The organism is Hydrogenophaga sp. Root209 (assembly GCF_001428625.1).
Lineage (GTDB): Bacteria > Pseudomonadota > Gammaproteobacteria > Burkholderiales > Burkholderiaceae_C > Hydrogenophaga.
This window is the reverse complement of sequence record NZ_LMIE01000032.1, coordinates 170699-186014: the sequence shown is the minus strand read 5'-3', so window position 1 is coordinate 186014 and position 15316 is coordinate 170699. Positions and strand designations below refer to the sequence as shown.

Annotated in this window: 13 protein-coding genes; 8 read left to right on the top strand and 5 right to left on the bottom strand. The window is 64.2% G+C overall.

All coding sequences use genetic code 11. From position 1 onward, the window contains the following. Positions 1 to 9 precede the first annotated feature (9 nt). The 4 genes from ASE11_RS22120 to ASE11_RS22110 all read right to left on the bottom strand — a co-directional run bounded on the left by ASE11_RS22120 (position 10) and on the right by ASE11_RS22110 (position 3189). Complete coding sequence (locus ASE11_RS22120) at positions 10 to 648, bottom strand: caspase family protein (protein ID WP_235501412.1); 639 nt, start codon at positions 646 to 648, stop codon at positions 10 to 12. After that, positions 645 to 851: a hypothetical protein gene (locus ASE11_RS26795; RefSeq protein WP_235501411.1), complete on the bottom strand. Its 207-nt coding sequence runs from the start codon at positions 849 to 851 to the stop codon at positions 645 to 647. Before ASE11_RS26795 ends, ASE11_RS22120 begins: the two co-directional genes overlap by 4 nt. A gap of 305 nt (positions 852 to 1156) precedes the next feature. Next, the gene (locus ASE11_RS22115; RefSeq protein WP_056276894.1) at positions 1157 to 2884 is read right to left on the bottom strand and encodes a cation acetate symporter; all 1728 of its coding nucleotides are present in this window, start codon (positions 2882 to 2884) and stop codon (positions 1157 to 1159) included. Then, positions 2881 to 3189 carry a DUF485 domain-containing protein gene (locus tag ASE11_RS22110; protein ID WP_056276891.1) on the bottom strand — a complete coding sequence of 103 codons (309 nt, stop codon included), beginning with the start codon at positions 3187 to 3189 and terminating at the stop codon, positions 2881 to 2883. The genes ASE11_RS22115 and ASE11_RS22110 overlap by 4 nt, the downstream gene beginning before the upstream one ends. Positions 3190 to 3520: 331 nt before the next feature. Here ASE11_RS22110 and ASE11_RS22105 point away from each other — a divergent pair, with 331 nt between their 5' ends. From ASE11_RS22105 to ASE11_RS22095, 3 genes are all read left to right on the top strand, one after another. Beyond that, positions 3521 to 3781 (top strand): DUF4212 domain-containing protein, encoded by a 261-nt coding sequence (locus ASE11_RS22105; RefSeq protein WP_056276888.1) that lies wholly within the window; start codon positions 3521 to 3523, stop codon positions 3779 to 3781. A 16-nt stretch (positions 3782 to 3797) separates the two neighbouring features. Further along, positions 3798 to 5651, top strand: coding sequence for a sodium:solute symporter family protein (locus ASE11_RS22100; RefSeq protein ID WP_056276886.1), 1854 nt, complete (start codon positions 3798 to 3800; stop codon positions 5649 to 5651). Positions 5652 to 5780: 129 nt separating this feature from the next. Next, positions 5781 to 6140 (top strand): hypothetical protein, encoded by a 360-nt coding sequence (locus ASE11_RS22095; protein ID WP_056276884.1) that lies wholly within the window; start codon positions 5781 to 5783, stop codon positions 6138 to 6140. 88 nt (positions 6141 to 6228) lie between these two features. Here the strand turns inward: ASE11_RS22095 and ASE11_RS22090 are convergent, their stop codons facing one another. Further along, a complete protein-coding gene (locus ASE11_RS22090) occupies positions 6229 to 7050 on the bottom strand; it encodes a pyruvate, water dikinase regulatory protein (protein ID WP_056276882.1) in 822 nt (273 codons plus the stop codon). A 159-nt stretch (positions 7051 to 7209) separates the two neighbouring features. Between ASE11_RS22090 and ppsA the strand changes: the two genes are divergently transcribed. The 5 genes from ppsA to ASE11_RS22065 all read left to right on the top strand — a co-directional run bounded on the left by ppsA (position 7210) and on the right by ASE11_RS22065 (position 15310). Beyond that, a complete protein-coding gene (gene ppsA / locus ASE11_RS22085; RefSeq protein ID WP_056276880.1) occupies positions 7210 to 9621 on the top strand; it encodes a phosphoenolpyruvate synthase in 2412 nt (803 codons plus the stop codon). Positions 9622 to 9778: 157 nt separating this feature from the next. After that, positions 9779 to 9991, top strand: coding sequence for a hypothetical protein (locus ASE11_RS22080; RefSeq protein WP_056276877.1), 213 nt, complete (start codon positions 9779 to 9781; stop codon positions 9989 to 9991). A 2-nt stretch (positions 9992 to 9993) separates the two neighbouring features. Further along, positions 9994 to 12744, top strand: coding sequence for a sensor histidine kinase (locus ASE11_RS22075; protein WP_056276874.1), 2751 nt, complete (start codon positions 9994 to 9996; stop codon positions 12742 to 12744). After that, a complete protein-coding gene (locus ASE11_RS22070) occupies positions 12741 to 13115 on the top strand; it encodes a response regulator transcription factor (RefSeq protein WP_056276873.1) in 375 nt (124 codons plus the stop codon). Before ASE11_RS22075 ends, ASE11_RS22070 begins: the two co-directional genes overlap by 4 nt. Then, complete coding sequence (locus ASE11_RS22065; RefSeq protein WP_056276870.1) at positions 13112 to 15310, top strand: exonuclease domain-containing protein; 2199 nt, start codon at positions 13112 to 13114, stop codon at positions 15308 to 15310. The genes ASE11_RS22070 and ASE11_RS22065 overlap by 4 nt, the downstream gene beginning before the upstream one ends. Positions 15311 to 15316: the final 6 nt, after the last annotated feature.

Sequence of the window (15316 nt, the reverse complement as noted above, 5' to 3'; positions counted from 1 at the left end):
GCGGTGCGCTCATCCGCTGAACGGTGTCTCTCTCAGGAATGCCGCCGCCGGCCCCAGCGTGAACAGGTTGGGTGACTGGCTGGGCGGCAGGCCCGCGCGGATGAGCGCGTGGAAGCGGGCGTAGCTGCCGGTGAACGCGCCGTTGTTCCACACGCGCAGCAGTTGTTCGGTGAAGGCGCCGTTGTGGTCGCCGTCCATGGAAAACTGGTTGTCCTGGCAGCCCGAGATGAGGATGACCGAGGGCTTGAACTCCTTGACGATGGCCGTGAGCCGGTTGCTCACCGTCACGTTGGCCAGCGCGGTGTCGGGGTCGCCCACCCGTCCGCCCGCGGCCTTGGCCACCTCGGTTTGCAGCTTGTCGTAGAAGGCCTTGTGCGCCGCGTAGACGCGCATGCCCACGGCCGGCGGCATGATGCGCGGGCGCTGCGCGGGAGTGCCAGGGGGCGGCCGCCCGGCGCGCACCACGGTGCCGCTGTGGCAGCTGTCCGACACCACGAAGAGGCGCACCCCCGCCTTGAACTTGCTGAGCTCGAAGTAAAGCTCGTCGTCGATGAGCTGGCCGTCATACAGGCACCAGGTTTCGTCCTGCTTGTCGTCTTCCTCTCCGCTCACGTCGGGCACCTGGCCGCCGTGGCCGGAAAAACTCATGAAGAAGAAGTCACCACCTTGCGCAAGGCCGCCAGCAGGTGGGCCCGGGTGGCCTTTTTGGTGATCAGCAGTGTGCTTTTCATGCCCTGGGCCTGCGCGATGGCCGCCATGTCGTGCGCATCGAATTCACAGGCGGCCAGTGGTCCGGTCCAGCCCTCGTAGTCGGCCGCGCTGACTTCGTTGAGGCCGACGTGCAGCGACATGGCCTGGGGCTTCTTCGCTGTTGGGACAGACGCATTCTTGCTGGCCATTTGAGCTCCCCCGGTGGCTGTTTCAAATTGTTCGGACTGTGCAATCTGTCACAAATTCTGGGCGTTTTGTCTTTATGAAGCAAATCGCAAGTTGTAAGCGAATGTCCAGGTTGGGAGCTTTCGGGCTACTTGGTGCGTCCGCCACGGGCCGTGTTTCAAGACATGCAAGCGAATGTCGTGCAACCCGGTGTGCCGAAACGAACGTGAAAAAAAAGGCTGCCAGCATGATGCAGGCAGCCTGTGGATGGGAGCGGGAATCAGTGACCTGACGCGCCCGATGCGCCGATGCCGGTTTCCGAACGAACCTGCTGCGCGAGGAAGCCCGCCCGATCGACCTTGGCCCGCTGGCTGGTGTCCAGGATGGAGAAAAGCCAGATGCCCACGAAGCCGATGGTCATGGAGAAGAGGGCGGGCGAGGTGTACGGGAACAGCGCCGATCCCTTCGGATTGCCCAGGGTCACTTCCCACACCGAGGGCGAGACGATGGTCAGCACCACGGAGGAGATGAGGCCCAGGAAACCACCGATCACCGCGCCCTTGGTCGTGCAGTCTTTCCACAGCACGCTCATGAACAGCACGGGGAAGTTGGCCGACGCTGCGATCGCAAATGCCAGCGACACCATGAAGGCGATGTTCTGTTTCTCGAAGGCAATGCCCAGCACCACGGCCACCACGCCCAGCGCGATGGTGGTGATCCTGGACACGCGCAACTCGGAGGCGCTGTCTGCCTTGCCCTTCTTGATCACGGTGGCGTAGAGGTCGTGCGAAACGGCCGAGGCGCCCGAGAGCGTGAGGCCGGCCACCACCGCGAGGATGGTCGCAAAGGCCACCGCCGAGATGAAGCCCAGGAACACGTTGCCGCCCACCGCGTTGGACAGGTGCACCGCCGCCATGTTGTTGCCGCCCAGCAGCGCGCCCTTGGCGTCGAGGAACTGCGGGTTGGTCAGAACGAAGGTGATGGCGCCGAAGCCGATGATGAAGGTCAGCAGGTAGAAGTAGCCGATCCATCCGGTGGCCCACATCACCGACTTGCGCGCTTCCTTGGCGCTGGGCACGGTGAAGAAGCGCATGAGGATGTGCGGGAGGCCGGCGGTGCCGAACATCAGCGCCATGCCGAAGCTGATGGCCGAGATCGGGTCTTTGACGAAGTTGCCCGGTCCCATGATGGATTGCCCCAGCGAGGCCGCCACCTCCGCGGTCTTGCCGTCCTTCAAGGCCAGGTCGGTCTTGATCTTCACTGCGCCGGCAAACATGGCCTCGGGGCTGAAGCCGAAGTGCCACAGCACCGAGAGCGCCATGAACGAGGCGCCTCCCAGCAGCAGGCAGGCCTTGATGATCTGCACCCAGGTGGTGGCGGTCATCCCGCCGAACAGCACGTAGACCATCATGAGCGCACCCACGATCACCACGGCGATCCAGTACTCCAGACCGAACAGCAGCTTGATCAACTGACCCGCACCCACCATCTGGGCGATCAGGTAGAAGGCCACCACCACCAGCGTGCCCGAGGCCGCGAAGATGCGGATGGGTGTCTGCTGGAAGCGGAACGCGGCCACGTCGGCAAAGGTGAACTTGCCCAGGTTGCGCAAGCGCTCGGCCATGAGGAAAGTGATGACAGGCCAGCCGACCAGAAAGCCGATGGAATAGATCAGGCCGTCAAAGCCGCTGGCCATCACAGCGGCGGAAATGCCGAGGAAGGACGCCGCCGACATGTAGTCGCCCGCGATCGCCAGACCGTTTTGAAAGCCCGTGATGCCGCCGCCAGCGGTGTAGAAGTCCGAGGCCGATTTGGTTTTGGCCGCCGCCCATTTGGTGATGAACAGCGTGAACAGAACGAAGGTGCCAAACATGCCGATGGCGGTCCAGTTGGTGGCCTGCTTTTCTGCTTGACCAAGATCGGCGCCAGCAGCCCACACGGCCGCCGACACGCCGAACAGGGCCAGCAGAGTGAGGACGCGGCGCAAGTTGGAAGACAGGTGCTTCATTTCGTCACCGCCTTCGCGACTGCGTTGGAGAGGTCGTCGAACTCGGTGTTGGCGCGCCGCACATAGATCGCCGTGATGACGATGGTGAAGACGATGACGCCGAAGCCGAGCGGTATGCCGATCGTCATCACGCCGTCACCCATTCGCTGCGAGAGGAACTCCTTGTTGAAGGCCACCAGCAGGATGAAGCCGTAGTACACGACCATCATCGCCAGTGTGAGCCACCAGCCGAAACTGGATCGTTTGGCCTTGAGTTCCTGGTATTTCGGATGGCTCAGGATGCGTTGGACCATGTCATCTTGCATGGGGTCTCCTCGGGTGTTGAAGTGAAGACCCAGCGTAGGTCCGGACTCTTACCAAGCACTGACCCCAGCATGACGCCACGCTGACAAGGCGTCTGTCCGCTGACCCACACACGCCGTGCGCGTGCTCTCAATTTGCAAGCTACGCGTCAGCTTCGACGCTGATTGCTAGGGGCATACCCTTGGTTTGACTCCTTCGAGGCGGCGCCGCAATTTAGTTGTAAGAAAACGCTAACAAAGTGCCCTGCGTGATGCCACGAACCCGGTGTTTGTGGAGTGCACTCAACGGCGGCAGACGCCGCCCATCAGCAAGCAACCTCAGAGGAAATGACTCATGAATAGCGACAGCAACGCAAAGGCCTATTGGTCTGCCACGCTGGGCCTGCTGACCAAGGTATTGGTCGTGTGGTTCCTGGTTTCCTACGGCGCGGGCATCTTGTTCGCGCCCCTGCTCAACAACATCTCGCTCGGCGGCTATCCGCTGGGCTTCTGGTTCGCGCAGCAGGGTTCCATCTACGTGTTCATTGCATTGATCTTCTATTACGCCCACAAGATGGGCCAGATCGATCGCAAGTTCGGCATGCAGGAAGACTGAGAAACACGAGAACACCATGGCACTTCAAACCACCATCTATCTGTTCGTCGGGCTCAGCTTCGCGCTGTACCTCGGCATCGCCTACTGGGCACGCGCGGGCAGCACGTCCGAGTTTTATGTCGCCGGCGGCGGGGTGCACCCCATCACCAACGGCATGGCCACGGCCGCCGACTGGATGTCGGCCGCGTCCTTCATCTCCATGGCCGGCCTCATCTCCAACATGGGCTACGGCGGCGCCGTGTTCCTGATGGGCTGGACCGGCGGCTTCGTGCTGCTGGCCATGCTGCTGGCGCCTTACCTGCGCAAGTTCGGCAAGTTCACCGTGCCCGAGTTCATCGGTGACAGGTTCTATTCGAAGGCCGCGCGCAACGTGGCCGTGCTGTGCCTGCTGATCATTTCGCTGACCTACATCATTGGCCAGATGACGGGCGTGGGCGTGACCTTCGCGCGTTTCCTGGGCGTCTCCAGCGACCAGGGCATCTACATCGGCATGGCCATCGTTTTCATGTACGCCGTGTTCGGCGGCATGAAGGGCATCACCTACACGCAGGTGGCTCAGTACATCGTGCTGATCGCGGCCTACCTGGTGCCGGCCTTTTTCATCTCGCTCAACCTGACCGGCAACTTCCTGCCGCAGCTGGGCCTGGGCTCCGACATGTCGGGCACCGACGTGTCGCTGCTCACCAAGCTCGACCAGGTGGTGACCGACCTGGGCTTTGGCCAGTACACGACCACCAGCGCAGGCTCCACGCTGAACATGTTCTTCTACACCGTGTCGCTGATGATTGGTACCGCGGGCCTGCCCCACGTGATCGTTCGCTTCTTCACCGTGCCCAAGGTTGCGGATGCACGCTCCACCGCCGGCTGGGCGCTGATCTTCATCGCGTTGCTCTACACCACGGCACCCGCCGTGGGCGCCATGGCCAAGCTGAACCTGCACGGCACGGTCAACTCCGCTGTCGGCCTGGTCAACAGCGCTGAAGGCGGCATTGGCGTGAACGCCGACGCAGTGAAGGCCAATGGCGACCTGTACGCCACCGAGTCCAGCCTGCAGTACGAGCAGCGTCCAGACTGGATGAAGCGTTGGGAAAAAACCGGCCTGCTGAAGTGGGAAGACAAGAACGCCGACGGCCGCATCCAGTACTACAACGACGCCACCAAGAACGAAGTCGCCAAAGGCAAGGCCGAAGCGGCCGGCTGGAAGGGCAACGAACTGACCGTGAACGCCGACATCATCGTGCTGGCCAACCCGGAAATCGCGCTGCTGCCCAACTGGGTGATCGCACTGGTGGCCGCCGGTGGTCTTGCCGCTGCGCTGTCCACCGCCGCCGGTCTGCTGCTGGCCATCTCGTCGGCGGTCTCGCACGACCTGATCAAGGGCGCCATCAAGCCCGACATCAGCGAAAAGGGTGAACTCATGGCTGGCAAGATCGCCATGGGCGTGGCCATCTTTGTGGCGGGCTGGCTGGGCTTGAACCCACCGGGCTTCGCCGCCGGTACCGTGGCCTTGGCCTTCGGCATTGCAGCGTCCACCATCTTCCCCGCCTTGATGATGGGCATCTTCAGCCGCACCGTGACCGACAAGGGCGCCATCGCCGGCATGCTGGCTGGCCTGGGCGTGGTGCTCTTCTATGTGTTTGCACACAAGGGCATCTTCTTCATCAAGGGCACCGACTTCGTGGACATGGTGGGCGGTGTGAATGGCTTCTTCACCATCACGCCCGAAGCCTTCGGCACCGTGGGCGCCATCGTGAACTTCGCTGTGGCCTATGCCGTGAGCAAGGTGTCGGCACCTGTGCCCAAGCACATCGTGGCGTTGGTGGAATCGGTGCGCGTGCCCAAGGGCGCGGGCGCGGCCACGGCCCATTGATGGCTTGAATTCACACCGACCGGGCCCGTGCCCGGTCTGCCTGTGACCCGGACCCCGTCGGTGCGCTGACGGGGTTTCGTTTTTTTAGAGAGCCACTGGACGACAATCCAGCGTCAGGATGCCCACCCCATGAACCTCCCCAGCGTCTTCATCTTCAACTGGATCTTCCTCATCGCCCTGTTTCCGGTGGCGTTCTTCTGGCTGCGCCGCGCGTGGCGCATCCTCGTCAAACGCGACTTCTCCGAAGTGGCGTTGAAAAAGGGTGTGGCCCCACCCAACGCCGAACACTACGCGCCTTACGAGATGGCGATCAACCTGGTGGGCGGCGTGATCCTGGTGGGCGTGCTGGTGGCCGTGCTGGGCTTCCAGGCGCTCGCCTCGGAAGACTGGATCGCCGTGGCCGGTGTCACGCTGTGGATGAAGCTGCTGGCATCGTTCGCACTGAGCCGCCAGGCGCACGGCCAGGGGCTGGGGCGCAAGAAGGGCTGACCGAAGAGACGGCTCGGCGCCGGGCCGCCCCAAGCCGAGTCARCCCCCTCGGGGGGCAGCGACCCGCGCAGCGGCGRAGCGTGGGGGCTCAGTACTCCAGTCTTTCCGGGCGGATTTCCTGGAGGATGGTGGTGGCGATCTCTTCGATCGACTTGGTCGTTGTCGACAACCATCGGATGCCCTCGCGCCGCATCATGCCCTCGGCCTCGCTCACCTCCATGCGGCAGTTGTCCAGGCTCGCGTAGCGCGAGTTCGGGCGTCGCTCGTTGCGGATCTCGCTCAGGCGCTCGGGTGCAATCGTCAGGCCAAAGATTTTCTTGCGATGCGCCACCAGCGCGGGCGGCAGCTTGCGGCGCTCGAAGTCCTCGGGGATCAGCGGGTAGTTGGAGGCCTTCAAGCCGTATTGCATGGCGAGGTACAGCGACGTCGGCGTCTTGCCGCTGCGGCTCACCCCCACCAGGATCACGTCGGAGCCCTGCAGGTCCTTGTGGCTCTGGCCGTCGTCGTGCGCCAGCGAGAAGTTGATCGCCTCGATGCGGTCGTTGTAGGCCTTGCTCTTGGATGCGTCCGAGAAACGCCCGACGCGGTGGTTCGACTTGACACCCAACTCGTGCTCCATGGGTTCCACGAAGGTGCCGAACATGTCGAGCATCATGCCGTGGCAGTGCCCTTGAAAGACCGCGAGAACCTCCATGTTGACCACGGTGGTGAAGACCAGCGGGCGCTTGCCTTCGATCACGGCCGTGTGGTTGATCTGGCGCACCGCCTGGTGGGCCTTGTCCACGCTGTCCAGAAACGGCAGGCGCACGCGCCGCACCTCGATCTCGAACTGGGCCAGCAGGGCGTTGCCGAAAGTCTCGGCGGTGATGCCGGTGCCGTCGGAGATGAAGAAGACCGTTCGGTTGGGCATGGGGGCGCGTCCTTACAATACCGGTTGTTGTGTCGGGGTCATTATCGGTGGCCCTGCCGTCTCATTTGCCTCCCTGCCCGGTGCCAGACCCACAACAGAACAACAGGTCGCCAGCCCCTGCATGGACACCCCGGTTTTTTCAACCTTAGGAGTTTTCCCATGTCCAACCTGTTTGGAGCGACCGATCTGGTCGTGCCTTTCGAGCATTTGCGGATGAGCGACGTCGAGTCGGTCGGCGGCAAGAACGCCAGCCTCGGCGAGATGATTTCCCAACTGCCCACCGGCGTGAAAGTGCCCACGGGCTTCGCCACCACGGCACACGCGTTTCGTGAGTTCCTGAAATACGACGGCCTGACCGAGCGCATCAACGCGCGCCTGGACGCGCTGGACACCGAAGACGTGCGTGCGCTGGCATTGGCGGGTGCCGAAATCCGCGCCATGGTGGAAAACCAGCCGTTTCCGGCCGATCTGGAAAAGGCCATCCGCGAAGCCTTCGTCACGCTCACCCACGGCAACGACACGGCTTCGTTTGCCGTGCGCTCCTCGGCCACCGCCGAAGACCTGCCCGACGCGTCCTTTGCCGGTCAGCAGGAGACCTTCCTCAACGTGATCGGCATCGAAGAGGTGCTGCACAAGATGAAGGAAGTCTTTGCCTCGCTCTACAACGACCGCGCCATCAGCTACCGCGTGCACAAGGGCTTTGCCCACGCCGATGTGGCCCTGAGTGCCGGCGTGCAGCGCATGGTGCGCTCCGACCTGGGAGCGGCCGGCGTGATGTTCACCATCGATACCGAGAGCGGCTTTGAGGACGTGGTCTTCATCACCAGCAGCTACGGCCTGGGCGAGACCGTGGTGCAGGGCGCCGTGAACCCCGACGAGTTCTATGTGCACAAGCCCATGCTCAAGGCCGGCAAGCGCGCGCTGATCCGCCGCAACCTGGGCAGCAAGCTGATCCAGATGGGTTTCACCACCGATGCCGAGAAGTCGGGTGATGGCGCACACAAGGGCAAGCTGGTGAAGACCACCGACGTGCCGGTGGAATTGCGCAACCGCTACAGCCTGACCGACGCCGATGTGGAACAACTCGCACGCTACGCCGTGGTGATCGAGCAGCACTACGGCCGCCCGATGGACATCGAGTGGGGCAAGGACGGCGTGGACGGCCAGCTCTACATCCTGCAGGCCCGCCCCGAGACGGTGAAGAGCCAGGGCGCCGGCAAGACCGAGGTGCGCTACAAGCTCAAGGGCAAGGGCGCGGTGCTGGCCAGCGGCCGCGCCATTGGCCAGAAGGTGGGCACGGGCCCGGTGCGCCTGGTGCACAACATCAGCGAGATGGACAAGGTGCAGCCCGGCGACGTGCTGGTGACCGACATGACCGACCCGAACTGGGAGCCGGTGATGAAGCGGGCCAGCGCCATCGTGACCAACCGTGGTGGACGCACCTGCCATGCCGCCATCATCGCGCGCGAGCTGGGCATTCCGGCGGTGGTGGGTTGTGGCGACGCGACCGAGCTGCTCAAGGAAGGCACGCTGGTCACGGTGAGCTGCGCCGAGGGCGATACCGGCAACATCTACGACGGCCTGCTGGAGACCGAGATCACCGAAGTGCAGCGTGGGGAGATGCCTCCGCTGGACGTGAAGATCATGATGAACGTGGGCAACCCGCAGCTGGCGTTTGACTTCTGCCAGATCCCCAACGGCGGCGTGGGCCTGGCGCGGCTGGAGTTCATCATCAACAACAACATCGGCGTGCATCCCAAGGCGATCCTGGACTATCCGCAGATCGACGCCGACCTGAAGAAGGCGGTGGAGTCGGTGGCCCGCGGCCACGCCTCGCCGCGCGCCTTCTACGTGGACAAGGTGGCCGAAGGGGTGGCCACCATCGCCGCGGCCTTCTGGCCCAAGCCGGTGATCGTGCGCCTGTCGGACTTCAAGAGCAACGAGTACCGCAAGCTGGTGGGTGGTTCGCGCTACGAACCCGATGAAGAGAACCCGATGCTGGGCTTCCGCGGTGCGGCGCGCTACATCAGCGAAGACTTCCGCGAAGCCTTTGCCATGGAGTGCGAAGCGCTCAAGCGTGTGCGCGAAGACATGGGTCTGGACAACGTGCAGGTGATGGTGCCGTTCGTGCGCACGCTGGGCCAGGCCAGGCGCGTGACCGAGCTCATGGCAGAGAAGGGCTTGAAGCGCGGCGAGAATGGCCTCAAGGTCATCATGATGTGCGAGATCCCGAGCAATGCGGTGCTGGCCAAGGACTTCCTGCAGTACTTCGACGGATTCTCGATCGGCTCCAACGACCTGACCCAGCTCACCCTGGGCCTGGACCGTGATTCGGGCCTGGAGCTGCTCGCGCACGACTTCGACGAGCGCGATCCGGCCGTCAAGGCGCTGTTGCAGATGGCCATCAGCGCCTGCCGGGCCGAGGGCAAATACGTGGGCATCTGCGGCCAGGGCCCCAGCGACCACCCCGACTTCGCGCAGTGGCTGCGCGACGAGGGCATCAGCTCGATCTCGCTGAATCCGGATTCGGTGGTGGACACCTGGCAACTCTTGTCGTCCAGCCAGAAGTAACAGAACCCGCGCTTGGGCGCTTGAACGAGAAAGCGGCAGTGGGCAACCCTGCCGCTTTTTTCGTGGCCATCCCGGTCAGTCCGAGGTCAGTGCATGGCGCACAATCGAATCGCCCACCAGCGGTCAACGGCCGCGGCGGACGATCGAGGAGACAAACATGTTCAAAGGCCTTGCCGCCCAGCGCTTGGTGGCCCTGTTCTTCGCCGCCGCGGCGTTGTTCAACTTTCCGCTGCTGGCGCTGTGGGACCACGATGCGCGCGTGTGGGGCCTGCCGTTGTTCCCGCTCGCGCTCTTCGTCATCTGGGCGGTGCTGATCGCAGCGCTTGCCTGGGTGGTGGAGCACCACAGCAACGTGCCGCAACACGACTGAACATGCTGTCGGCCCCGCTCGTCATCGGCGTTTCGTTTGCCTATCTGCTGCTGCTGTTTGCCGTGGCCTATTGGGGCGACCTGCGGGCTGCGCAGGGCCGTTCGGTGATCTCCAGCCCTTGGGTGTATGCACTCTCCATGGCGGTGTACTGCACCGCCTGGACCTATTTCGGCAGCGTGGGGCGCGCGGCCAACGCCGGTGTGTGGTTCCTGCCGATCTACCTGGGGCCCATGCTGGCCATGCTGCTGGCCTGGATGGTGGTGCGCAAGATGATCCGCATCGCCAAGACCTACCGCATCACCTCCATCGCCGACTTCATCGCGAGCCGTTACGGCAAGAGCCCGCTGCTGGCGGGCCTGGTCACGCTGATCACGGTGGTGGGCATCGTTCCCTACATCGCGCTGCAGCTCAAGGCGATTGCCAGCGGCTATGCGGTGCTCACCTCGCCGCTGGGCATGCCGGCAGTGCAGAGTGCGGACTGGTGGAGCGACAGCACGCTGTATGTGGCGATTGCGCTGGCCGGCTTCACCATCGTGTTTGGCGCGCGTCATCTGGACAGCACCGAGCGTCACGAGGGCATGGTGGCGGCGATTGCGTTCGAGTCGGTGGTCAAACTGATGGCGTTCATGGCCGTGGGCCTGTTCGTCTGCTTCGGTCTTTTTGCGAGCCCGGCAGCGCTGTTCGACCAGGCGCACGCCGTCGAGGAGCTGCGCAGCCTGATGCAGTTCGATCAGGGCCAGCCCTTTGCCTACGCGCAGTGGCTGGGCCTCACCTTGCTGGCCATGCTCTCGGTGATTTTTCTGCCGCGCCAGTTTCAGGTGATGGTGGTGGAGAACGTGGACGAAAACCACCTCAAGCGCGCGGTGTGGGCGTTTCCCCTGTACCTGCTGCTCATCAACCTGTTCGTGCTTCCGATCGCGCTCGGTGGCCTGCTGCATTTCGGCTCGGGGCGCATGGACCCGGAGACCTTCGTGCTGTCGCTACCGCTGTCACAGGGGCAGGGTGCGTTGGCGTTGTTGGCCTTTGTGGGTGGCCTTTCGGCGGCCACCGGCATGGTGATCGTGGAGGCCATCGCGGTGTCCACCATGGTGTGCAACGACCTGGTGATGCCGCTGTTGCTGCGCATGCGGCGCTTTGGCGCGCGCGCCAGCGGCGATCTCACTGCGGTGCTGCTGCGCATCCGCCGTCTGGCCATCCTGGGCATCCTGCTGCTGGGTTATCTGTACTTCCACCTCGCTGGTGATGCCTACGCGCTGGTGAGCATCGGCCTCATCAGCTTTGCGGCGGTGGCGCAGTTCGCGCCGGCCTTGCTGGGCGGCATGTACTGGAAAGGCGGCACGCAGCATGGGGCGCTGGCCGGTCTGCTGCTGGGCTTTGCCTTCTGGGCTTACACGCTGATGCTGCCGTCGCTGGTGAAGTCGGGCTGGCTCACCGCCGGCTTCATGGAGCAGGGGCCTTTTGGCCTGCGGCTGTTCAAGCCCGAGGCCTTTTTGGGCCTGGCCGGGCTGGACAACCTCACCCACTCGCTGATCTGGAGCCTGCTGGCCAACGTGACGGGCTATGTGGGTGTGTCGCTCTGGCGCGCACCCACCGCACGCGAGACCAGCCAGGCCCTGTTGTTCGTCGACGTGTTTCACCGCACCCTGGCCACGCGTCCGGTGTTCTGGCAGGGCAAGGCCAAAGTGTCTGCCTTGCTGCCGCTGGTGGGGCGTTTCCTGGGCGTGGAGGCTGCGCAGCGCCTGTTTGCCGACTATGCCGATCGCGCCGGGGTGAGGCAGATCGAGCAGATACCGCCCGATGCTCGGCTGGTGCATTTTGTGGAGACGCAACTGGCCGGCGCCATCGGCAGCGCGTCGGCCCGCGTGATGGTGGCCTCGGTGGTGGAAGAAGAGGCGCTGGACCTGGACGACGTGATGCGCATCCTTGATGAAGCGTCGCAGCTGCGCGCGTATTCGCACGCGCTGGAGGAAAAGTCGCAGTCGCTGGAGCGTGCCACGGCCGAGCTGCGCCAGGCCAACGACCAGCTCAAGAGCCTGGACCGGTTGAAGGACGATTTCATGTCCTCGGTGACGCACGAACTGCGCACCCCCTTGACCTCGATCAGGGCGTTGGCCGAACTGATGCGCGACGATGCCAACATGGATACCGTGCAGCGTCAGCAGTTTGTGGGCATCATCGTGGCCGAGACCGAGCGGCTCAGTCGCCTGGTCAACCAGGTGCTGGACATGGCCAAGATCGAGTCGGGCAACGCCGAGTGGCACGACACCAAGGTGGACATGAAAGCCCTGCTGGAGCAGGCTGCCAGCACCATGGCCGAGCCGCTGCGAGAGCGCGGCGTGCGGCTGGTGCTCGATGTGCCGACGCGGGTGCAGCCTCTGCACGCCGACGCCGACCGCCTGATGCAGGTGGTGCTCAACCTGCTGTCAAACGCGGCCAAGTACGCACCGCGCGACACCGGCTGCGTGGCGCTGAGCTTGAAAGAGCGCGAGGAGGGGGTCGAGGTGGAAGTGCAGGACAACGGACCGGGCATTGCGCCCGACCAGCAGGCCATGGTGTTCGAGAAGTTCCGCCAGATCGCGGGTGATGCGCACTACCGGCCGGGCGGCACAGGCCTGGGCTTGCCGATCAGCCGACAGATCGTCGCGCATTTCGGTGGGCGCATGTGGCTGCATTCCACACCGGGGCAGGGGGCGGTGTTCGGGTTCTCGCTGCCGCGCCGGATACCTACAACAACGCAAGGAGACGACTCATGAGCCACAAGATCCTGATCGCCGACGACGAGCCCAACATCCTGATCTCGCTGGAGTTCCTCATGAAACGGGAAGGCTTCGAGGTGGTGCTGGCGCGCGACGGGCAGGAAGCCATTGACGCGATCAAGCGCGAGCACCCGGCGCTGGTGCTGCTCGACGTGATGATGCCGGTCAAGACCGGGTTTGATGTGTGCAGCGAGGTGCGCGCCAACGAGATCTTGCGCGACATGCTTATCGTGATGCTCACCGCCAAGGGCCGCGACACGGACGTGGCCAAGGGCCTGGCGTTGGGTGCCAACGCCTACATGACCAAGCCGTTTTCCACTCGGGAGCTGGTGCAGAAGGTGCACGAGCTGCTGGGGCACGCGCCATGAGTCGCCGACGCATGGGTCGCCGCTACTGGGTGGGTGTGGCGCTCCTGGGCGGCGCCGTCTTGCTGTGGCTCGGCCTCACGTGGGCGATCATGGGCTCGACGCTGGATGAGGCTGAGCGACACCTGCTGGCCGGGATCGTGGTGTCGCGCGGCACGCTGGTGGCCATGATGGGCGTGGTCCTGCTGGGTGCGCTGGCGTTCGCGGTGCGCGCGCTGGTGGATCACTTCATCGAACCCGCGGCCCAGCTTGCCGAAGAGGGCATGGTGCTGGTGCGCACCGACGTGGCGCGCGTCCTGCCGGCGCAGGGCAGTGCAGAGAACCGCGCCCTCACCGAGGTGATCAACCAGCTGGTGGTGCAGCGCACCCGGCTGCGCCAGGACATGGATGCGCGTGTGCTGGAGGCCAGCCGCGACATCGCCCAGGAAAAGGGTCGGCTGGCCGCGCTCATGGCCGAGCTCACGCAAAGCGTCGTGGTGTGCAATCTGGATGGGCGCATCCTGCTCTACAACCAACGCGCTCGCCTGCAGTTCCGCGCGCTGTCCCAAGCGCCCGATGTGGCCGGTGGTGCCGAGTTGATCGGCCTGGGCCGCTCGATCTACACCGTGTTCGACCGCAAGCTGGTGGCACACGCACTGGAGAACATCCAGCAGCGCATGCTGGCGGGTGCGGCCCAGCCTTCGGCCCAACTCGTGACCTCCACGCCCGCGGGCCAACTGCTGCGGGTGCAGATGGCACCGGTTCGCTCGGCCCAGGCCCAGGCCGCTGAAGACCCGGCCGACCGCGCTGAACTCACCGGCTTCGTGCTGATGCTCGACAACATCACGCGCGACTTCGAGGCCGAGTCGGCCCGCGATCGGGTGCTGCACACCTTGACCGAGGGCACCCGATCCGCCCTTGCCAACATGCAGGCTGCGCTGGACGTGCTGGACCACCCGGATCTGGAACCAGCCGCGCGCGAACGCTTTCTGCGGGTGGTTCGTGAAGAGACCGGCGGGTTGGCCCGGCGCATTGTTGCGATCGAATCCGATACCGCTCAGAACCTGAAAACGCGCTGGCCGCTCGAAGACATGCTGGGAGCCGATCTGGTGTCGGCCGCGCTGCGCCGCATCGAGACCGTGACGGGATTGCCGGCCAGCGCCCAGGAGGTCAACCCGGTGCTGTGGCTCAAGGTCGAGAGCTTTTCCCTCTTGCAGGCGTTGGTCTATCTCTCGGGTCGCCTTGCCGAAGAGTTCGCCGTGCGTTTCGTGCAGCTGCGCCTGGACCTGGCCACGGGCAGCGCGGGCAAGGCGCAGCTGGACCTTGTCTGGTCGGGGCAGGCGATGAGCAACGAGACGGTGATGAGTTGGGAAATGGATGCCATGACGGTGGGTAGTGAGACCACCGGTCTGAGCGTGCGCGACGTGATCGAGCGGCACGGCGGTGCGTTCTGGTTCGAGCGCGAGCGTGCCCGCCACCAGGCGTTCTTCCGCATCCTGCTGCCGCTGGCCGATCCGCGCGATCAGATCGACGCCCTGAGCTATGTGCACAGCGACAGTCGGCCCGAGTACTACGACTTCGATCTTTTCAAGACCACCGAGCAGACGCGCTCCCTCGACGAGCGCCGCCTGGTCGATCTGGTCTACACCGTGTTCGACACCGAGACCACCGGACTGGAGCCCTCCATGGGCGACGAGATCATCCAGATCGGCGCGGCGCGCATCGTCAACGGCAAGCTGCTGCGCCAGGAGTGCTTCGAGCAACTGGTGGACCCGCAACGCGCCATTCCTCCGGCTTCCATTCCGATCCACGGCATTCAGCCCGCGATGGTGGTGGGGCAACCGAAAATCGGCGAGGTGTTGCCTGCGTTTCACGCCTTCGCGCAAGACACCGTGCTGGTGGCGCACAACGCTGCGTTCGACATGCGCTTCTTGCAACTGAAGGAGCAGTCCACCGGCGTGGTGTTCGATCAGCCCGTGCTCGACACCCTGCTGCTGTCGGCAGTGATTCACCCGAACCAGGACTCGCACCGGTTGGAGGCCATAGCCGAGCGCTTCGACGTGCCGGTGATCGGTCGCCACACCGCGATGGGTGATGCGATGGTCACGGCCGAGATATTCCTCAAGCTGCTGCCCTTGCTGGCCGAGCAGGGCATTCACACGCTGGGGCAAGCCAGGGAAGCCGCTCAGAGAACTTACTACGCCCGCTTGAAGTATTGATCCCTG